General features: G+C 38.2%; 19 protein-coding genes. 11 read left to right on the top strand and 8 right to left on the bottom strand.

The genetic code is table 11. The features are described 5' to 3' along the window. Positions 1-2: 2 nt before the first annotated feature. The 3 genes from ABMA79_RS06865 to ABMA79_RS06855 all read right to left on the bottom strand — a co-directional run bounded on the left by ABMA79_RS06865 (position 3) and on the right by ABMA79_RS06855 (position 1,541). Positions 3-296, bottom strand: a complete 294-nt coding sequence (locus tag ABMA79_RS06865) for a hypothetical protein (RefSeq protein WP_392858657.1) — start codon at positions 294-296, stop codon at positions 3-5. 83 nt (positions 297-379) lie between these two features. Continuing rightward, positions 380-1,003 carry a hypothetical protein gene (locus ABMA79_RS06860; RefSeq protein WP_393091243.1) on the bottom strand — a complete coding sequence of 208 codons (624 nt, stop codon included), beginning with the start codon at positions 1,001-1,003 and terminating at the stop codon, positions 380-382. After that, positions 993-1,541: an RNA polymerase sigma factor gene (locus ABMA79_RS06855; RefSeq protein ID WP_392912351.1), complete on the bottom strand. Its 549-nt coding sequence runs from the start codon at positions 1,539-1,541 to the stop codon at positions 993-995. Before ABMA79_RS06855 ends, ABMA79_RS06860 begins: the two co-directional genes overlap by 11 nt. 54 nt (positions 1,542-1,595) lie before the next feature. Between ABMA79_RS06855 and ABMA79_RS06850 the strand changes: the two genes are divergently transcribed. From ABMA79_RS06850 to ABMA79_RS06835, 4 genes are read left to right on the top strand one after another with little or no spacing between them, the layout of a single operon-like run. After that, the gene (locus ABMA79_RS06850) at positions 1,596-1,862 is read left to right on the top strand and encodes a hypothetical protein (protein ID WP_392858651.1); all 267 of its coding nucleotides are present in this window, start codon (positions 1,596-1,598) and stop codon (positions 1,860-1,862) included. 12 nt (positions 1,863-1,874) lie between these two features. Next, the gene (locus tag ABMA79_RS06845; RefSeq protein WP_393057290.1) at positions 1,875-2,192 is read left to right on the top strand and encodes a DUF2288 family protein; all 318 of its coding nucleotides are present in this window, start codon (positions 1,875-1,877) and stop codon (positions 2,190-2,192) included. After that, complete coding sequence (locus ABMA79_RS06840; RefSeq protein WP_393091240.1) at positions 2,192-2,629, top strand: DUF1499 domain-containing protein; 438 nt, start codon at positions 2,192-2,194, stop codon at positions 2,627-2,629. The genes ABMA79_RS06845 and ABMA79_RS06840 overlap by 1 nt, the downstream gene beginning before the upstream one ends. Before the next feature lie 50 nt (positions 2,630-2,679). Next, the gene (locus ABMA79_RS06835) at positions 2,680-3,765 is read left to right on the top strand and encodes a hypothetical protein (RefSeq protein ID WP_393091237.1); all 1,086 of its coding nucleotides are present in this window, start codon (positions 2,680-2,682) and stop codon (positions 3,763-3,765) included. On the opposite strand, the gene ABMA79_RS06830 is transcribed toward ABMA79_RS06835, so the two are convergent. Then, positions 3,733-6,051, bottom strand: coding sequence for an RCC1 domain-containing protein (locus tag ABMA79_RS06830; RefSeq protein WP_393091234.1), 2,319 nt, complete (start codon positions 6,049-6,051; stop codon positions 3,733-3,735). The genes ABMA79_RS06835 and ABMA79_RS06830 overlap by 33 nt on opposite strands. A 168-nt stretch (positions 6,052-6,219) precedes the next feature. Beyond that, positions 6,220-9,135 carry a FecR domain-containing protein gene (locus tag ABMA79_RS06825; RefSeq protein ID WP_393091231.1) on the bottom strand — a complete coding sequence of 972 codons (2,916 nt, stop codon included), beginning with the start codon at positions 9,133-9,135 and terminating at the stop codon, positions 6,220-6,222. Between the two features lie 39 nt (positions 9,136-9,174). Here ABMA79_RS06825 and ABMA79_RS06820 point away from each other — a divergent pair, with 39 nt between their 5' ends. Genes ABMA79_RS06820 through ABMA79_RS06800 form a run of 5 tightly spaced genes read left to right on the top strand, consistent with a single transcriptional unit; the run spans position 9,175 to position 14,034 of the window. Continuing rightward, entirely contained in the window at positions 9,175-10,899 is a 1,725-nt protein-coding gene (locus ABMA79_RS06820; protein WP_393091228.1) for a SpoIIE family protein phosphatase, read from the top strand. Positions 10,900-10,906: 7 nt separating this feature from the next. Continuing rightward, positions 10,907-11,662: a hypothetical protein gene (locus ABMA79_RS06815; protein WP_392858635.1), complete on the top strand. Its 756-nt coding sequence runs from the start codon at positions 10,907-10,909 to the stop codon at positions 11,660-11,662. 3 nt (positions 11,663-11,665) lie between these two features. After that, a complete protein-coding gene (locus tag ABMA79_RS06810; protein ID WP_393091226.1) occupies positions 11,666-12,127 on the top strand; it encodes a hypothetical protein in 462 nt (153 codons plus the stop codon). Between the two features lie 15 nt (positions 12,128-12,142). Next, positions 12,143-13,618: an ATP-binding protein gene (locus ABMA79_RS06805; RefSeq protein WP_393091223.1), complete on the top strand. Its 1,476-nt coding sequence runs from the start codon at positions 12,143-12,145 to the stop codon at positions 13,616-13,618. Further along, a complete protein-coding gene (locus ABMA79_RS06800) occupies positions 13,618-14,034 on the top strand; it encodes a response regulator (RefSeq protein WP_392858630.1) in 417 nt (138 codons plus the stop codon). The genes ABMA79_RS06805 and ABMA79_RS06800 overlap by 1 nt, the downstream gene beginning before the upstream one ends. On the opposite strand, the gene ABMA79_RS06795 is transcribed toward ABMA79_RS06800, so the two are convergent. Genes ABMA79_RS06795 through ABMA79_RS06785 form a run of 3 tightly spaced genes read right to left on the bottom strand, consistent with a single transcriptional unit; the run spans position 14,024 to position 15,497 of the window. After that, complete coding sequence (locus ABMA79_RS06795) at positions 14,024-14,548, bottom strand: gamma carbonic anhydrase family protein (protein WP_392858627.1); 525 nt, start codon at positions 14,546-14,548, stop codon at positions 14,024-14,026. The genes ABMA79_RS06800 and ABMA79_RS06795 overlap by 11 nt on opposite strands. Beyond that, positions 14,549-14,941, bottom strand: coding sequence for a cell envelope biogenesis protein OmpA (locus ABMA79_RS06790; protein WP_392858625.1), 393 nt, complete (start codon positions 14,939-14,941; stop codon positions 14,549-14,551). It abuts the gene before it with no gap. 55 nt (positions 14,942-14,996) lie between these two features. Further along, positions 14,997-15,497: a c-type cytochrome gene (locus ABMA79_RS06785; RefSeq protein WP_392858624.1), complete on the bottom strand. Its 501-nt coding sequence runs from the start codon at positions 15,495-15,497 to the stop codon at positions 14,997-14,999. Between the two features lie 179 nt (positions 15,498-15,676). Between ABMA79_RS06785 and leuS the strand changes: the two genes are divergently transcribed. Next, positions 15,677-18,085 (top strand): leucine--tRNA ligase, encoded by a 2,409-nt coding sequence (leuS, locus tag ABMA79_RS06780; protein WP_393091221.1) that lies wholly within the window; start codon positions 15,677-15,679, stop codon positions 18,083-18,085. A 2-nt stretch (positions 18,086-18,087) separates the two neighbouring features. Beyond that, a complete protein-coding gene (metG, locus tag ABMA79_RS06775; protein WP_393091218.1) occupies positions 18,088-19,572 on the top strand; it encodes a methionine--tRNA ligase in 1,485 nt (494 codons plus the stop codon). Positions 19,573-19,638: the final 66 nt, after the last annotated feature.

Below are 19,638 nucleotides of genomic sequence, written 5' to 3'. Positions count from 1 at the left end.
TCTTACCTTTTAGCGACTTTTCCGCCTTTAGCTTCACAGTCTTCTTTTGAAAGCTTAATTAGGCCTTTACCTTTACAAGAGTTTTGTCCACCACACTTAAGCTCTGCTTGGCATCCGTTCTTACCGTTACAAGCATCAACCTTACCGTGACATGCCCCTTGACCTTTACAAGAGTTTACTCCGTAACACATTACTTCATTCGCTGAAGTTTCAGGCATCTTAGTTTCTGTTCCCGTACAAGAGATCATTAGACCTGCAACTGCAGCACCCATTAATAGTGATTTTTTAGAATTCATAACATTCTCCTTTAGTATTTCTTTTAAGAAGCTTAAATTCTTCTTACTTTGTTATTCGAACTTATAATTAAAATAGTTACACTCTATTTAATCTTTTTAGTTAATTTAAAAATTAATAAACCTAAAGTTGTAATCACAATAATTGGAAGATAATGAGATACAACTAAGTGTTGAGTTGAGAAAGAGCATCCAAAGTACAGAATGACCAATGGAATCATTCCACTTGTTAAAAAGCCTGTCGCAACAGTTGCACTACTAAAGGCAATAAAGCCCTTTTTAAGCATATAGTAATTATGAACAAAGCCAATAATCATCAGAGCACTTAACTCTTGATAGCAATTTGCACGATGCTCATGTGTAAGATCGAGTCCTACTGGGTAAATAATATTAAATATAATGAGTCCTAGTAAAATTAGAAATGGAATAAAAGCAAGCTTGGCCTTCCTTTCACTAAGAAGTCCAGGAACAGTATTAGCAAAACCAAGATACGAGCCTATACCAAGAGCAACGATGGCAAATAACACTTGAATGATAAATTGTGCATTTAACATATACTTAAATTCAATTGGTGAACTTATTGAAATAGCAATGAAGCTAAGAAGAAATTGTGGCACGGCCCATAGCATCGCACGAATCCCCGGAGAGGCCAATCGTTTTACAGGCCTTAAGTCACTGACCAATGAATTTATTAATTTTTCATTTTCCATTATTAATCCTAACCGCTTTTTTTAGCTTTGCCATTGCGCGAGAAATTCTCGTTCGAGTTGCCGCTTCAGAAATTCCAAGCTCCCTTGAAATCTCCTTAGTCTTATGCCCCTCAAGCTTTGCCATCAAAAGTGGCCTACGTAATTCTTCTGTTAGATACTTCTCAATAAGCATCTCTAATTGCTGTTCTACAGCAAGTCGTTCTATATTGTTATTCGTTGCATTGGCCTCTTTTGTGACGGCCTCATCAAAGATTTCTTCTCTTTCTTCTAATTTCGTGTATTTACGAATGTAATCAATAATTCGACGCTCAATAATACAGTTAATCCAAGGCATTATTGGTCTTTCAGGAGAATATGTTGGGAGTGAATGATGAATACTTATTAATATTTCCTGACATATATCGTCGCGGTGAGATTCGTTAAATACTTTAAAAGAAACAATTCGTTTTATTGTTTGAGATACGGTTTCCAAAAAGGCGTGATATGCCTCTGTATCGCCGCCTTGGGCAAGAATAACTAGTTTCTTTAAATCATTCACAGAGCAATTTTAACATAGTATATTTATTACGAAACTAAATCATGAGGTGTATTTTTGAAAATTTATCATATCGTATGGTCGATGATTGCCGTTCTTGCTTTCCTCTTTATCCTTACTCCTTACTACCGTAAGAAGGAAGAGAAAAAGAACAAACTAGAAAGAGAATATTACTCTCTTCTTAAGAATGAAATGGACAAGGAAGAGCCTTCTAAAGAATTAATAGAAGCGGCCAAGAAAGTTCATACATCTAACTACATCGATACAGATGAGAAGTTAATTGCACAAATTAATAATGATAAACAAATGATGAAAGCAATTTAATAGGAAATTAATATGAACGATGAAAATAATAATGAGAACCTATTAGAAAGACTAGCTAACGACATCGATGATGCAAAGTGGGATCTCTTAAAACCACATCATGAAAGAGAAGCATTATTTATGGTCACTGATGAACTTGAACTTGCTGCTGTTGGCTTTACCATGGCCCGCGATGAGGTTGAGTATATTAAGAAGTGGCTTGCGGATGAGCAAATGTTTCGCCCAACTGATGAGCAAATTGGTACATGGGAAGAAGAGAATACAGAATTCCAATACCTCATTGTTCAACCATATGTTTTAGTTAAGATCAAGAGAGAAGGACTAAACTAATGAAGAGACTCGCTAGACTATCACTGATTACCGCAATTCTTATGACGACAACATCTTGCTCAAAAGAATTCCTTATTCAAGAGTCTGCGAGTCTGGACAACTTCACTTGCCCATCAATCGACAATTGTCTTTCTTCAAAAGAGAAGAAGGCCTCTTCTAGCTACATCATGCCTTTTAAAATGCTTGGGGCCACACCTGAAGAAAATATTGAAAAGATTGCAAGTGTCATCAGAAAAATTGGTGGCTACAAAATTGAAAGAAATGATGTCTACCTAAAGGCAACAAACGAAGAAGTTCAACTTGAGTTTATTTTCAACCAGAAAAGCAAGCAAATTGAAGTACGCTCTCAAGTTATAAAGCAAAGCTTCTTCTCATATAACCAGGGAAGAAAAGATATTGAGGCCGTTCGCTTTAACTTCTTCCAAGGTAATTTCTAGTCATTTATACCTAGTTAAAGACATTCCTAAGATATGTTAAAATTTCTTCAGTGAAGAGATTTATCCTACCTATATTCTTACTAATATCATCAACTACTTTTGGCGCCGTTGATACTGGCGACGGTAGTGATCTTTCATGTAGCTGGACAGGAGCAATCCCTAGTGGAACCTATAATTGTACAGACCTCACAACAACAGGTGCAATTACAATTACGGGAGCTAATCCCCTCATCATAAAAGTTCAAGGTGACGTTACAATTGGTCACTCGATATCAGTCGCAGAAGGTCTTGCTGGAGGCTACGGTGCAGGGTTAAGTCCAGCAGCATTTCCAGGATCAGAAGGCTCAAGTGCAACGGATGCGGCCTGTGGTGGCTCAAGCTTTGCCGATATTGGTGGAAGCGGAGGGGCCGGAGGCTCACATGCTACCCTTGGTGGAAATGGTGGCTCAGGTGTTTCTTCAGGACCAGTTGATGGATCAGACACTCTTAGTGCCCCTGGTTCCACATCTGTAACATATGACTCAGCTTTAAATCTTGAAACACAAATGCTTGGTGGTGCCGGTGGCGGAAATGGTGGCGGTGGCTGCGAGCAAGGTGGTGCAACAGAAGGTGGAGCAACACCTGGTGGAAGTGGTGGTGGAGTTATTCATATCGCCGCAGGTGGAGATATGTATATCAACGCTCCTATTCTGGCCAATGGTGGAGTAGGACAGCCGGGCACAACTTCAGCCTTTGGAGATTCTGGTGGTTCAGGTGGTGGTGCCGGTGGAGTTATCTTCTTACAAGCAGTTGGTAATATCGAACTCAATTCAGCTCTCGATGCCTCAGGAGGTACCGGTGGAGCCGCAGGTGGAGTTTTAGGAAGGGCCGGCGGAGACGGAGGCGATGGAATTATTCGTCTTGATGAACTTGACGGAGTTATCACTGGAGTTGGTGGCTCTTACTCTCCTACTCCGACGATAGTAACTCTTGGAGCAAGTGGATTTGAAACTCTTCAATCAGGAATTGAGCCAGGGTGTGCAGTTCGAGAAGATATGACACCGAATAATGAAAGTATTCTCGGTGCCATCGTTCTTATGATTTTATTATTTGGAATTAATTTCTTAAATATTAAAAAGAGCAAGGAAGCTTGTTAGTACTGGTGATTCATCATCACCGATAGACTCAGTATTTCCATTACCAAGTTGTCCCTTACTACCATTACCAATACATTTTACAAGGCCTTCATCCGTCGTTAAGAAACAGTGGTGATTTAGCCCACCAGAAACTTGTGAAACACTCTTACCTAGCTCAATTGCAGGAAGGTTTGCAAGATCACCTGTAATCTTAGCTGTCCCTACTTGACCTAACTTACCTGACGATCCATTCCCCCAACACTTGGCCTCTCCACCTTTAGAGATTGCACAAGTTGCTGTATTAGAAGCAACAACAGATGCTACTTCAAAGCCTAAATCAAGTGCTGTGTGATTCTCTAGTGTTTCATTATCACCCATGGCCTCACTAGTTCCATCCCCTAGCTGTCCTTGAGAGTTATGCCCAAAACAGTAAACTGTAGAGTCAGAAAGAAGGGCACAAGTATGGATACCACCTGTTGTAACAGCAATAACTCCCTTAGGGGTTGGTGTTGCTAAACTTGGTGAATTAATACTGTCTGTATTTCCTAAACCAAGTTGTCCGTGAGTTCCACGTCCCCAACACTTAAGAGTTCCACCTGATAAAATAGCACAGGCATGATAACTCATGGATGAAATATCCATTTGAATTGCTTTAGCACCAAGTGCCACAAGATTACCTTCGGCCGGTGTTTCATCATCACCAATAATTTCCGTATCACCTGTTCCAAGTTGGCCGTAATAATTTTGTCCCCAACAACGAACATCACCTGTCGTTAAGAGAGCACAATTATGATAAGTTCCACCATATAGCTTTCTTACAATTCCACCAATTTGAGTATAACCATATTCAGACAGCTGTTCGTCATCTCCAAGCGTATCAGTTGATGCCATCCCTAACTGTCCATAAGTATTATCACCAAAACATTTAACTTTATTAGATTCCGTTAGAATACATGTGTGAAGATTTCCTGCAATAACTTGTAGTGCAAGTTCTCCATCTAAATCAATGGCAGGAATCGAATTAATATCTTCATTATCACCACGATCAACAGTATCTCCCTGACCAAGCTGACCTTTTGAGTTGTCTCCCCAACACTTTACTTCACCATTGGCAATAAGCGCACAAGAGTGAGAACCACCTGCAACGATCTGAATGACTTGCTTTGATACAGAAGGTTTCTCACAGTATTGAACTGCTGCAATTGAGAAAGGCCCACGCTCTTCGTTTAAGGAAACAATATTAAGTTCAGTATCATATGAGTACTCAACTTCCTTTCCATCAACAAAAGTACGAATGGTATTCGTATCAATATTTGCGACTTCTAGATTAAATGAATTAACTGGATCAATACGTGACATGGCAAGTGTACCTAATTTAGATAAACCATCACCATACTCACCTGTTGCCATATCGACAGTAAACCCACCACCGAACTCGACAAACTCTTTATACCCATATCCAATTTCATTTTCTCCACCAAATGGGATAGTACTTAAATTATTATAGATAACTCCACCTGTTACAAGCGGACGATCAGTATAGCGGGCCTTTAACTTATCAAAGACACTCTTTGGAGTAACAACCTGTGTATCTCCATCAAAACATTCTGTAATACGTGAGCGATCCTCACCACCTTGTGGATCAGGAACAGGTGTTACACCTTCCGGATAGATGGCACAAATATCCTGCTCATCAGCGACAAAGACAACAACGAGGGCCGCATCTTCTCTAAAGAAGCCCTGTTCTTGAATATTGCTATAGTAATCATCTTCAAGCGCACGATTAAGAGATGCAAGACCGGCCTCTCCACCATCTGTACGGTAGTCACCAGCAGGGTTCTCCATCTTAGTTCTTAAGTGTGCTTTAATTTCTTCAATTGTCAGTGAACGATTCGAAAGAATCGTTGGCTCAGTCGACTTTGTATATAACGTCCCAAAACGTGAAGACCCCGAACCATGGCCAAGCATAACTGCGATATTCACATCAGCTGCTGCAGGAAGAACATCTAAGAAAGCATTAAAGCCTTCTGCAATCTGTGCCCTTTCCGCAATGATTGAAGCAGACGTATCTGGAATAACCAGGATATCGATATTTCTCGTAATATCTTCTTCTTTAGGTGCATACACATCTTGGTAACAAGCGACATCAAGATTTGGAAGCGTTGGTAAATCAGCTCCCGGAACATTAACTAAATCCTCAATCTCATCTTGTGGAACACAAGAAGAGGCAACCAACATAACCCCAACGAGAAAAGCAAGTAGCTTTGCCGAATATAAATGTGAATGTGGCCTTCTTTCTCTCTTCAAAATGCCCTCACAAGTTCTAGTTTTAACCTGTCTTAATTATAAAGCGCCCATCGGCATGCCCCGAAAATGGCCTTACTTTTTGTGGTTTTCAATGACTTAGAAGGGAATATGAAGATTACTCGGCCTAAAATCTGGCCCATATACTGGTCAGTCCATAAAATATATTTTCTAGTAATTATATTGGATAAGAAGAGCGATATTAGTAGAGTCGGCATCAATCTTGGAATTACTTCTCGTCTCTAAGTTAATCCCAACTTCGTAATTACGACTAATCTCATAACTAACCTGAGCGCTAAGGCCTGCATAATTTAAGAAGAAATAATCTAGTGAAAGGCTTAGCTTCTCATATTGAAACTTACCAGTAAGTCCGAGATTTAAATAGAACTGTGCACTTGAGGTAACTTCGCTACCATTATATTCAAGTTCACTACGGTACTCTAGAAGTGAAGTTAGCCCATAATCAAAACTCTGATATTCTTTTAGGACTTGTCCCTTAAAAATTGATTGATTAAAGCCAAGATCGTCAAAGACAACTCCACTTGAATGCTTAAGTTCAACAAGGTAGTGATAGCTATCAAGCTTTCCTTTGTGGCCACCATAAAGAGAAATGAAATTCATATCATCAACAACAATTTTCTTTCCATTGTTAATAACTTCATAATTTGTTTTTTCTGGGGCGTAGCCAAAGTACCAGCTCTTTTCTCTCATCGTATTTTTAGAAATCATCACATTCTCAACCTTTCTAGGTTGAACGACTTCTTTTCGAGCAACATCTACCCTTCTCTTCTTTGAATAGATAATATCTTTTTTCTCGATGGCCTTAACACGCCAGTAAAAGCTGGACTCTAATTTATTTCTAAACGTATATGTTGTCTTCTTTCCAAGAGGTATTTCTTTAACACTTGTAAAGTACTTATCCTTTGAAATTTCAATAAAGAACTTATCACCTCGAACTTGATTAAACTTCATCTCGACCACATCGCCTTCATTAATAGCAAGGCCGTGTCTTGGAGAGATAAGATCAATCCCCTTCGCTCCACCAAATTTCTTTGTAATAATTAAATCTTCTAATGCAGAGAATGGACTTTCTTGATTCCAAAAATCAATTGCTGATACTCTCCATTGAAAGTGACCTGTTAAGTAGTCATTCCACTCAAAACGATTAAGCTTCACTTTTTCATCAACAATGATTTTTTCACCATCAAGAATCTGAATACGATACTCTTTAACATCACTAACAGGCTCCCACTTTAGCTCAATATTATCTTGCGCAAATGCCTGATCAATTAATAGATTTAAAATGGCCAGAGGGAGAGATTTTTTAATAACCTGAACTCTCTTTTCCACTTTATCAATACGAGGAGCCTTTGGCGGTGGTGGAGGTACAATAATAATCTTCACAGGAGGAACGAATTTATTCTCTTCATTCTTCACACGCCAGTAATGAATCCCTAGTTCTTTAATAAGAAGCTTTGTATTACTTTCCGAGGTTTCAATTGTTTCTTTAATCGCCTTAAAGTTTCGATCGCGAGAGATCTCAACAACAAACTTGTCACTTCCCTGCTGTTGCCAAGTAAGATCAATTACATCTCCCGGCTTTTTAACGACAATCTTACGGCCCTGTTCAAGAGCACTATTATCATTATCAAAAGTTACACGATACTTATTCTCTTTTGAGCGTGCGATCACTTCATTATTTAAGACATACTCAAGTGACCAAAGGTACTCTCCACTTTCACTCACAGAAGCTGTAAATGTGTTTCCAGCAACTAATTGTCTTTTACCATTTAAGACGAGATAAGTACTCACTTCACTAAAGAGGTCTTGTGTTTCCCAAGAGAACTTAACAACGCCATCATGATAAAAATAATATTCTTCCCCATTAAATGGTCTTTTTAAAACAATATCTCCAGGCTTTGTGACGACCTTTATTAGGACAGGCTTAGAAAAAAGTGCATAAGGATGTCGTTCATCCTTATTACGATATGAAACTTCATAGTCTCCGACTTTTTCAAAAGTAAGCCTAAGCTCTCCTTCGTCATAGTCATAATCATCCCATAACTTTCCGTTAACCATTAACTCAATTTCATCAAATGCCTGAGTATAAATAAGTTTTTCATTATCTACTAAGATCGTATTTTGTGCTTCATCCAGATTTTCAAATTCAGGTACGACTTCATAGACAACCTCAAAAGACTTCTCTGTTGAAACATTATTTTCATCATTTACCTGCCAATAGAAAATTCCCTCAGATAAGTTTTCAACGCTAACTTTAAGGCCATTAACTTCATGGGCCTCTCCATTTTCAAAGGCCGAGCGAGACTTCGATACAAATAACTTCCCTACTTTTTCATTGAAGTTAAATTTAATTGAATTCTTCTCATTCACGTAAAAGACATCACCATCGAGCGGTAAAAACTCACTTGGCCAGCTCTGCTTAATAGTATAACTTTCGTCTGTAAGAAGAACTCTTACACCCTTTTCAATTGTTTCTTCGCGGTCTCCAAGCTTAACACTTGCCTTCCCATCCAGAACTGAAAGTTCCTTGTTACCATTTGAGTTTGAAATCTTAATCTTTGAATCATTCGAAGTGATCTCATATATCTGATCACCTACTTTTACGACAAAGGCTTCATTGGCATTATTAAGAGTTGCAAAGATAACACCTTGTTCGATATTAAGATTAATTCCATCCGTTTCTTGAGTGATTTTGAAGAGACTTTCTTCAGACACTTTGATGCGATTGCCAGAACTAAACTCTAACTGTGCTGTAGAGTTCTTATCAGTGAAAATTCGATCGTTATGAAAGAGCGCCTCGTTTGAACCTAGGTCATGCCAAGAGAAGTTATCAAAACTTCTTCTTCTCACATCATTTTGTAACTCGAAGACCTGACCTAAAGTAATGCGCTCCCCACCCATGATTGGTGGAATATATGATGTATTGAAAACTTGGTTGCCAGCAAAGGCCGCAACACAAAGGCACATCAAGATTAGAAATGTATCAACTAATGAATTTAGTCGCCCCAAAATTGTTCCTGGTACTCTTTTCTCATTCTTGCGCATGACGCAAATCGTTAATATCATTGTATCTAAATTATCAATAGACTTCTACATAGGTAAATAATGGGCAAGAGACCGACATTTCCGATCAAGCTTAAATTAATATCGCTAAACACAGCGCTACTAATTATCGTTATCGCTTTTCTAACGAAATATGCCACTCACCTCTTTGAAAAAGATAAGAAGGCTTACCTCTACGAGAACTCGCTATTTAATGTCACAAGTGTTGCTAAGGAGATGAACTACACTCTTAATAAAATAGAGAATGATCTTCAGAATTTAGCTCTTATAAAAAATAATAAACTAAGAGCAAAGGCGGTTGCAGAAAGTAAGTATATCCTCGCCTTTATTGAAAAGAACCAATTCATCATAAATAAAGATTTTGAAAAGAATGAAAATGACTTTAAATTAGCGATTCCAAAAGATACGAGAGATAATTCACTTAGCTCTTTCAAATACAAGGAAGACCTTTTTGTCATTCTCACTAAAAAGATAAACAAAGGCCTAACTTCAATCGTTATCAAGGCCAATATCTTAAATAATCTTCTCTCACAAAATCGAACGTATAATACGCTTGTCTTTAAGGACGGTAATCTCGTTCTTGGTAATGACCTCATTGGCCTTCATAATTATGATAAGAATGAGCTTAAAGGTAACAATATCGTAAAGAAGCTTACTTTTAATGATGATGACTATTTGGTTTCTCTGGCCCAAACAAAGGCCTTCGCTCTTTCTATTGTCTCGACGATCTCTGAATCAGACGCCCTATCGGTAACGAAGTTCCTAGTCCAAAGAGCAATCTTCTTTGCAATCTTTATTATTGCCCTATCGACAATCATCATTGTCTTACTATCAAAAACAATTTCCAAACCAATTGAGAAGCTCTACCAAAGGGCCATCAGCATTGGTCAAGGGGACTTTGAGTCGACAGTTGAAATCAAGACAAGAGATGAGCTTGGAACTCTTGGCGATTCTTTTAATCAAATGAGTCGTGAAATTCTTGAATATATTGAAGAGATGAAAGAAAAGGCACGCCTAGATGAAGAAGTAAAAGTTGCAAAGATGGTGCAAGAAGAATTCTTTCCACCAAATGATATTGATACTCCTAATGTTAGACTTAGCTCTTACGCGGCACCAGCTTCAGAGTGTGGTGGCGACTGGTGGGGACACTACGAATTTAATGAATACATCATTACTATTATCGCGGATGCTACAGGTCACGGCCTACCTGCGGCCCTCCTAACTTCGGCGATAAACTCGGCCTTTAATAGTATTAAAATAAGACTGTCAGAGGATGAGACACAAATCTCTCCTGCACGAATTACTTCACATTTAAATAAGGTTATTAACCTTTCAAATAACAAGATTCTTCTTACGGCCTTTGTTTCCGTCTACAACACAAAAACAAAGGAATACTCATATACCAATGCTAGTCACCTTGAAGTACTTAAAGTCCCAAAGAAATCTGAAATCTCAAAAGCAGATATACTTCCCCTACTTGAAGCAAAGGGGCCAAGATTAGGTGAAAGCTCGGACTCTAAATATGAGTACGAAACCATTATTCTCGAGCAAGGTGACCTGCTTGTCTATATGACAGATGGAATCACTGAAGCTGAAAACAGTGATGGTAAACAGTGGGGACTTAGAAAACTACTAAAGATCTTAATGACATATGGGGCCCACACGGGTACCGAGATTCGTGATACAATAGTTTCTATTGTACACGATCACAGAGGAAGTGATTCATTTGACGATGATCTCACTCTCATCTGCCAGGAAATAAAGTGATGTTCTTATGGGTATAGAATTTAAGATTGAGAATTCAAAATTTAAAGAGGTTGAAGCATTAGATTTTCAAGCTCCAAATTTAAATCTTAAAATTAGTGATGAGCTTTCAGGTTCATGCGATATCTTCTTAAGTCGCTACGACACGCTCGTAAATCTAAAGTACCTAAAGGATAATAGAACCAATCATCTGATTGGAACCTCCCCTTGCCTTCAGGATGAAATTAAAAATATCATTTCGTACCTAACAAAACAAAGGCCAAATAATCTCGAAAGTAGAATTAACTCAAAGAAAACAAATAAGATATCGATCAACCTCGAAAATGAATTTGATCAAAAATGTAATATTCTTTTAAACGGCATTGACCTAAAAGATTACCACGAAAGCTTTGAGAATAAATTAAAATTGATTACAAATGAATTTTACACAAATGATATTTTTCATCGAGTAAGCAACCAAAAACATGGAGAAATTGAAATTTCTCAGGATGAAAATAAAACGATAGTACACTACAAGAGTTATACTAGTGTGGCCAAATCTTCAATCATTGGTTCTCTCTATCGTGCAGCTGTAGAGAAGACCCCAAGGCAAGAAGGAAGAGGTGCAGGACTGGGTCTATACTTAATATTCCAAAACTGTGATCGACTTCATATTGTCGCAAATGAAGATAGCACTAGTTTCTACCTCTATATCGAAAAGAATAAAAGGTATAAAGAAATTAGTAAGAGAATACCATCGATAAGTTTTTATAATTTAAAGGATTAAAATATGAGTAACTTAAAGGTCGAGATAAAGACTGAAAATGATGTAACAATTTTAAATTTAACAGGAAGAATTGATGAGGACGCGGATCTAACTCCTATCCTTGGAGTTAAGGATCAAGACCTTCATATTAACTTCAACGCTGTTGAAATGATTAATTCTTGTGGGATTAGAGAATGGATTAATATGCTTGGAGAATTATCTGGTGCAATCACCTACTCTCATTGTCCACAGACCGTCATTGAACAAATTAATATGGTCCACGGCTTTATTAAACCAGGAATAAAAGTAGAAAGCTTCTACGCTCCCTACTATGAAGAATCTTCTGATGATGTAAAGATGATACTAATTAAAACTAGTGATGTCGTTGATAACAAAGCGCCAGTCATGAAAAATGACGATGGTGAAGAACTAGAATTTGATGCTATTGAAGCGCAGTACTTTCAATTCATTAAACAAATGAAATAACCAAAGAAGTAACTGATGGCGAAATACGAATTATACGACTCTATTTTTGAACCAATCTGTGTCATTAATAATGATAATGAGATTATCTACTACAATCACTTCTTTGCTTCTTTCTTCAAGAAGTCACCAAGGGTGTTAAAGAAGTCACCTAAGCTTAGTTCCCTATTTACAGGTTTTGATATTGAACATTTTCTCGAAGATATTCATGATGTTAAGGTCGGGCCTGAAGTCGAGATATTTCTCGATGATCAGACATTTTACCATGTCGTCATCAAAGTTATTGAAAGTGAAAATAATGAAAAGGTAGTTTGTTTCAACGATATCAGTATCGAAAAGAATCTCTACACAAAGTATCGCTTTCAAATTGAAGAACTTAAACAAATCCATAATCAAATTATTCAAGCGGACAAGCTCAGCACTATTGGTGAAATCACAGCAACGATTTCACACGAGATCTCAAACCCCTTAACTATTGCTTCGGGAAATATTGAACTAATCAGTGTCCTCTTATCTGGAGAAGAATTAAAGGAACAAGGAATCATTAATGAAAGCATTAATGATACTCGTGACTCTATTGATCGTATTACAAAAATTGTAAAAGGCCTAAAGAGCTTCCTTCACAATAAAGATAGTGAAAAGAAATTTATGTCACTAGAGGAGATTATTGAAAAGTCTCTAACTCTTTTAAAGCTACCGATTGAGCAAAATCAAATAGAGCTAGACTTCTCCCCTTCGACCTCTTCGATTGTTAAAGTAAACCCAATTGAGATTGAGCAAGTTATCATTAACTTAATAACAAATGCGATTCATGCACTAACTGAAGCACAGACGAGTTCACCAAAAATTGAAGTCACAATCTCTAGCAACGATGTTTGCTATCTCTTAACGATTAAAGATAATGGGCCAGGTATTCCAAAAGAAAATCAAGGCAAGATCTTTGATTCTTTCTTTACGACAAAAGAGGTAGGAGAAGGTACAGGTCTTGGGCTTTCAATTTCTTCAAAGATCATTGATTCTTATTTTGGTTCACTCGAATTATTAGACTCAAAATCAGGATGTGAATTTCAAATCACTCTCCCAAAAATGGAGACGACAACATTCACAGATAGTGAGTTAAGTACAAATCATGAATTTAAGAAAGTTCTTGTGATCGATAATGAACCAAAGATTCTCAATCTCTTTACTAATTTCTTTGCTCAAGGGCCAATTACTCTAATCTTTGCATCAAATGCTGTTGAAGCGAAAAGAATCTTAGATGGGACTGATGTTGATGCTATTATTACAGATTATGATATGCCCAAAGTAAATGGTGTTGAGTTTGCAAAGGATATCATCGATCTTGGTATTCAAGTCCCTACATATATTATGTCTGGGGTAGCCGATCGTGCAAAGATAGAGAGCAACAAAGAAGTTAAAGGCTTTATTGAAAAACCATTTAATAAAGAAGATATTTTAAATATGCTTGGTATAAAAAATGAGGAGCAGGACTAATGGCGATGTCCCCTTCTAAAAATTCACTCGCGCCTAGAAAGCCTTCTATACTCATCGTTGATGATGAAGAAAAGATTTGTTTTTTAATAAAAACCTTTCTTGAGCAGACAGGTGCTTTTCGAAATATTGTCACGGCCGACACTGTAAGTGTTGCACTTCTGAAGCTGAGAAATGAAGAGTTTGATCTTGTTATTATTGATTACAAACTGCCTGATAAAGATGGTACCTACTTCATCGATATCGCTAGTAAGTCAATGAAGTATCAAAAAATGAAATACCTTCTTATTTCAGGGTTCTTAGATAACCGATCAATGGTGAGTGTCATCAACTCAGGTGTAACGAATGTTCTTGTTAAGCCTTTCTCTAGAGATGATCTTGTGGACAAGGTCTTTAATCTTTTAAAGCTTAGCAAATAACTTCGACGTCGTTTAAATACTCATCTTTTGTAATTAAGTACGACTTATAGTGATTACTATACTGCTCCACTTCCTGTGGTGTTAACTTTCTTTTTACAACAGCAGGAGTCCCGATAATGAAGCTCTCAGGAGGATAGACCTTTCCTGGAGGGACAACACTTCCGGCCGCCACTATCGAGTTCTTACCAATGACTGCACCATCTAAGACAGTGGCACCCATTCCAATAAGACAACCTTCTTCCACAGTACAAGCATGCAGAGTCACGCTGTGACCAACACTAACATTCTCTTTAATGATTAGAGGAATATTGTCTTCCACATGAAGCATCGTCAAATCTTGTATATTGCAATTGTCTCCGATATGAATTTCATTCACATCCCCACGGGCCACAACTTGAAACCATAGAGAAACATTCTTTCCTAAGAAGACCTTACCAATAACATCGGCCGAGTCTGCGATAAAACACCCTTCAGCAATAGTTGGTTCAATATTTTTGTAACGATATAAAGTCATTTATCTCCACCCAATTACTTCGTAGCCTTTTTCAGCAAGACAACGATTTACAAAACGCTGCTTAATTTGATCTTCACTAAGCCCTGCGGAAGCAGCTCCACTTGCACCACCAATAGCGGCGCCCTGAGCAGCACCTTTTCCAGCATTGCCACCAAAGACAGCACTTGCAACAGCACCAACAATAGCACCCCATGCAGCACCTTTTCCACCTTCACGCACCATTTGTCTTCCACGATCACTCTCTAAAAATTCATCGGCCTTGGCCATACAAATCTCAATATCGCGATCGGCCTGTACCTTTCCATACTTTTGATAAGCTGAGTTTGGATAAAGTTTCGGCTTCGATGCACAAGCTGTAATCGTTAAAAGAAGTAAAAGTGAAAAGATCTTCATAGTTTCTCCCAAAAAAAAAGCCGCTTAGAAAGCGGCCTCTTATTGAAATTAAATTTTAGTTCTTAACTCCGCCCCATGGCACCTTTGATAAGTAAGCCGCTAGGTCCGCAATATCGTCAGCAGAAAGCTTTTTTACGATTGTTAACATTTGTTGGTTAACACGGGCCCCTGATTTCATATCAAGAAGTTGTTTCTCAATATACCATTCCATTTGACCACCGATTCTTGGTGCTTTATTTGCTGCTTTACCAGAACCATCTTTAGCGTGACATGCAATACATTGCTTATAAAGTTTATCAGCTCTTACTAGCTGTGGAGTATCAAGAGGGATTAAAGTTTTTTCTTCAATAACTTCATCAGTTACTTTCGGAGGTGCTGTAACTTCAGCATGCTTTTTAGCAAGCTCAGCTACCTCAACAACGTGAGCAGCGTGTGCTTTCTTTGCATCTTCAAAATTATATTTATCATTGTTGACTTCAATACTCTGATAACCAGAAAGGTTCATAACAAGAACTAGCCCTACTAGAGTAAGGGAAAAAAGCACTAAACGATACATCGTTTCTCCATTCAAAAAATTAATCTACTTTTAATGGCTTAAGTATAAATCCACTGACTTATTTTGGCAATTCCTTTAGCAGGACATCTCCAAGATAACGCGACACACATAATAGACGATCTACATTATAGGGTTTATAATTCGCCCTGATATTTTACTAGTAAATTCAGGAGCTTTTAATGCAGTACAACTTTGGTGAGATTGAACCAAAATGGCAGAAGTTTTGGGACGACAACAAAACTTTTAGAACAGACTCAACAGACAAATCTAAACCTAAATACTATGTATTGGACATGTTCCCATACCCTTCAGGAGCTGGTCTTCACGTAGGTCACGTTGAAGGTTATACAGCAACAGATATTCTTGCTCGTTTCAAAAGAATGAACGGACACAACGTTCTTCACCCAATGGGTTGGGATTCATTTGGACTTCCAGCAGAAAACTATGCCATTAAGACAGGTACTCACCCAAATGTGATTACAAAAGAAAATATTGGAAACTTCACAAGACAACTAAAAGCTTGTGGTTTTTCATATGATTGGGATCGCGAGATCGCAACATCAAGTATTGACTACTATAAATGGACTCAATGGATCTTCACTCAACTTTATAATAAAGGTTTAGCCTTTGAAGATGAGATCTCAGTTAACTGGTGCCCTGAACTTAAGACAGTTCTAGCTAACGAAGAAGTAATTGACGGTAAATCTGAAGTTGGTGGTCACCCGGTCGTTAGAAAGCCGATGAAGCAGTGGATGCTAAAAATCACTGAATATGCAGATCGTCTTTTAGAAGACCTTGATGATCTTGACTGGCCTGAGTCTCTTAAAGAACTACAAAGAAATTGGATTGGACGCTCAGAAGGTGCTCAAGTCTCTTTTGCTGTAAAAGGTGTTGATTCAAAGATCGATGTTTTCACAACTCGTCCAGATACTCTATTTGGTGCAACATATATGGTTCTAGCTCCTGAACACGACCTTGTTGCACAAATCACAACAGACGATAAGAAAGCTGAAGTTGAAGCCTATATCAAAGAAGCATCTCTTAAGTCTGATCTTGATCGAACAGATCTTAACAAGAATAAGTCAGGTGTTTTCACTGGTGCTTATGCAATCAACCCACTTAATGGAAAAGAGATTCCAGTATGGATTGCAGACTATGTTCTCATCTCGTACGGAACAGGTGCGATCATGGCCGTACCAGCTCACGATGAAAGAGACTGGGAATTTGCTAAGAAGTACGATCTAGAAATCATTCCAGTTCTTGAAGGTGGCGATGTAAATGAAGCAGCTTTCACTGGAGATGGAACACATATTAATTCAGGATTCCTTGATGGCCTAAACAAGGAAGATGGGATTGCAAAAGCAATCGCTCACCTAGAAGAAAATGAAATTGGAAAGAAAGAGATTAACTACAAGCTTCGCGACTGGTTATTTTCTCGTCAAAGATACTGGGGAGAACCATTCCCAATTCTTAAATTCGAAGATGGAACAGTAAGATGTCTTGATGAAGATGAACTTCCAGTAGGTCTTCCAGAAGTTGAAAAGTACGAACCATCAGGAACTGGTGAATCTCCACTAGCTCGTATTGATGACTGGTTATACCTAACTGATCCAAAGACAGGAAAGAAAGCAAGACGTGAAACAAATACAATGCCTCAATGGGCAGGTTCTTGTTGGTACTACCTTCGCTTTATCGATCCTAAGAACTCTGAAGTTGCTTGGGATAAACAACTTGAAGAATACTGGATGCCAGTAGATCTATACGTTGGTGGTGTTGAGCACGCTGTTCTTCACCTACTTTATGCTCGCTTCTGGCACAAGGTTCTTTTTGATCTAGGACTTGTTTCTACAAAAGAGCCATTCCAAAAACTTTTCAACCAAGGTCTTATCCTAGATGAGCATGGTGAGAAGATGAGTAAGTCTAAAGGAAACACTGTAAATCCAGATGACATCATCAAAGAATACGGAGCAGATGCTCTTAGACTTTATGAAATGTTCATGGGGCCACTTGAGAAAGTTAAGCCATGGCAAACAAAAGGTGTAAAAGGTGTTTTCAACTTCCTTAGAAAGTCATTTTCTTTCTATGGTAATCCAGAAAATACTTATGAAGGTGCAGAAACAAATCAAGACGTTCTAAAACACCTACACAAGACAATTAAGAAAGTTACTGAAGATGTTGAGAACCTACGTTTTAACACGGCAATCTCAGCAATGATGGTAATGAATAACGAAGTTATTAAACTTGGTAAGGTTTCAGTTGAAACTGCTAAGGCGTTTACAAGACTTCTTTCTCCATTTGCTCCACACGCTGCAGAAGAGATGTGGGCAAACTTAGGTGAAACAACTTCTTGTTCTCTTGCCGCTTGGCCAGCATTTGATGCTGACCTTGCAAAAGATGACCTAATTACAATGGCCATCCAAGTTAATGGTAAGACGAGATCAACAATTGACGTTCCAGCGGATATTTCAAAAGAAGACTTCCTAGCTCAAGCAAAAGCTGATGAGAAGGTTGCGAAATTCCTAACGGGAACTATTGTTAAAGAGATCTACGTACCAGGTAGAATCTGTAATATTGTTGTAAAAGGATAATTATGAAGAATACATTTTATGCAACGACTGCAATTGACTACCCAAATGGAAGACCTCATATCGGTCACGCCTATGAGAAGATCGTAACTGACTCATACGTTCGTTGGAATAAACTTCTTGGAAAAGAAACTCACTTCCTAACAGGAACAGATGAGAATGGACAAAAGCTAATTGAATCAGCAAAAGCAGCTGGACTTGATACACTTGAATTCGTAAATGCTAATGTTGAAGTTTTTAAAGAACTTTGTACAAAAGCAAATATTCAATACAATGACTTCATCAGAACAACAGAAGAGCGTCATGCTGATACATGTGTTGAACTATGGAAGAACCTAGAAGCAAAGGGACTGATCTACCACGGTCACTACTCTGGGAATTACTGTCTTTCATGTGAGTCTTTCTATACTGAAGCACAAGCTCCAGATGGAAATTGTCCAGAACACCACAAGCCACTTGAACTTAAAGAAGAAGAAGGTTTCTTCTTTAAGCTAAGCGAATATCAAAAATGGATTATTGATCACCTAAAAGCTAATCCAGACTTTATCGTGCCACAAGCAAGATACAAAGAGATCCTCTCTCGTCTTGAAAATGACGACCTAAGAGATCTTGCGATCTCTCGTCCAAGCCAAGGTTGGGGTGTACCTGTTCCAGGTAATGAAAACTTTGTTATGTACACTTGGTTTGATGCTCTCATTAACTACTACTCTGCTTTAAACACAGACCAGAGAGAAAAGTTTTGGCCAGCAGATATGCACGTTATTGGTAAGGACATTCTTTGGTTCCACTCAGTAATCTGGCCATGTATGCTAAAGGCCGCTGATCTTCCACTTCCAAAACAAGTTTATGTTCACGGAATGGTACTTGCTGAAGATGGAAAGAAAATGAGTAAGTCACTTGGTAATGTTGTTGATCCATTTGAAATGCTTGAAAAATATCCAACGGATACTTTCCGTTACTATATGCTAAAAAATATTTCTTCTTCAGGTGATGGAAAATTCTCTGAGCAAGAATTAGTTGATAAGCACAATAGTGAGCTTGCAAATGACTATGGTAACCTTCTTATGAGAGTTATCAAATTAGGTCTTAAGAGCTTCCCTGATAAAGTTTATACTGCACAAGGTGTTACTCAAGAGATCGATGCGCTTCCACACTTTGAGCGCGCTAAAGAGTTCATGGAAAGACGTGAGCACAATAAAGCAATTGATGCTATTTGGGATCTAATCGTTAGCCTTAACCAATACGTTAACGACAAAGAACCTTGGAAGCACAAAGCTGATGAAGCAGCATTTGCACCAATCGCTTATAACTGTTTCTACGGAATGGCCGCAGCATCTTATATGCTTCAAGCTTTCCTTCCTGAGTGTACAAAGACTGCTCTTGAATATATTGGTTCAAGTGTAAATGAGTCTGAGCTTATGGAATTTGGTAAGGCGACTTATACGCCTCAACCGCCGGAAGCGCTTTTCCCGAAAGTAGAATTTAAATAACTGCGGCATCTTAGCGAAGCTAAGATTTGACGCTGTTATAGCTCCCTTACACTTTAGCTAGAAAAT

Origin of the sequence: Halobacteriovorax sp. HFRX-2_2 (assembly GCF_043196705.1) — a bacterium.
Lineage (GTDB): Bacteria > Bdellovibrionota > Bacteriovoracia > Bacteriovoracales > Bacteriovoracaceae > Halobacteriovorax_A.
This window is presented reverse-complemented; position numbering and strand designations above follow the sequence as displayed.

Bases quoted from the DNA above. Each gene is read 5' to 3' on its own strand.
- ABMA79_RS06865 (WP_392858657.1), bottom strand. From the start codon at position 296: ATGAATTCTAAAAAATCACTATTAATGGGTGCTGCAGTTGCAGGTCTA.
- ABMA79_RS06860 (WP_393091243.1), bottom strand. From the start codon at position 1,003: ATGGAAAATGAAAAATTAATAAATTCATTGGTCAGTGACTTAAGGCCT.
- ABMA79_RS06845 (WP_393057290.1), top strand. From the start codon at position 1,875: ATGAACGATGAAAATAATAATGAGAACCTATTAGAAAGACTAGCTAAC.
- ABMA79_RS06840 (WP_393091240.1), top strand. From the start codon at position 2,192: ATGAAGAGACTCGCTAGACTATCACTGATTACCGCAATTCTTATGACG.
- ABMA79_RS06825 (WP_393091231.1), bottom strand. From the start codon at position 9,135: ATGATATTAACGATTTGCGTCATGCGCAAGAATGAGAAAAGAGTACCA.
- ABMA79_RS06820 (WP_393091228.1), top strand. From the start codon at position 9,175: ATGGGCAAGAGACCGACATTTCCGATCAAGCTTAAATTAATATCGCTA.
- ABMA79_RS06815 (WP_392858635.1), top strand. From the start codon at position 10,907: ATGGGTATAGAATTTAAGATTGAGAATTCAAAATTTAAAGAGGTTGAA.
- ABMA79_RS06810 (WP_393091226.1), top strand. From the start codon at position 11,666: ATGAGTAACTTAAAGGTCGAGATAAAGACTGAAAATGATGTAACAATT.
- ABMA79_RS06805 (WP_393091223.1), top strand. From the start codon at position 12,143: ATGGCGAAATACGAATTATACGACTCTATTTTTGAACCAATCTGTGTC.
- ABMA79_RS06800 (WP_392858630.1), top strand. From the start codon at position 13,618: ATGGCGATGTCCCCTTCTAAAAATTCACTCGCGCCTAGAAAGCCTTCT.
- ABMA79_RS06795 (WP_392858627.1), bottom strand. From the start codon at position 14,548: ATGACTTTATATCGTTACAAAAATATTGAACCAACTATTGCTGAAGGG.
- ABMA79_RS06790 (WP_392858625.1), bottom strand. From the start codon at position 14,941: ATGAAGATCTTTTCACTTTTACTTCTTTTAACGATTACAGCTTGTGCA.
- ABMA79_RS06785 (WP_392858624.1), bottom strand. From the start codon at position 15,497: ATGTATCGTTTAGTGCTTTTTTCCCTTACTCTAGTAGGGCTAGTTCTT.
- leuS (WP_393091221.1), top strand. From the start codon at position 15,677: ATGCAGTACAACTTTGGTGAGATTGAACCAAAATGGCAGAAGTTTTGG.
- metG (WP_393091218.1), top strand. From the start codon at position 18,088: ATGAAGAATACATTTTATGCAACGACTGCAATTGACTACCCAAATGGA.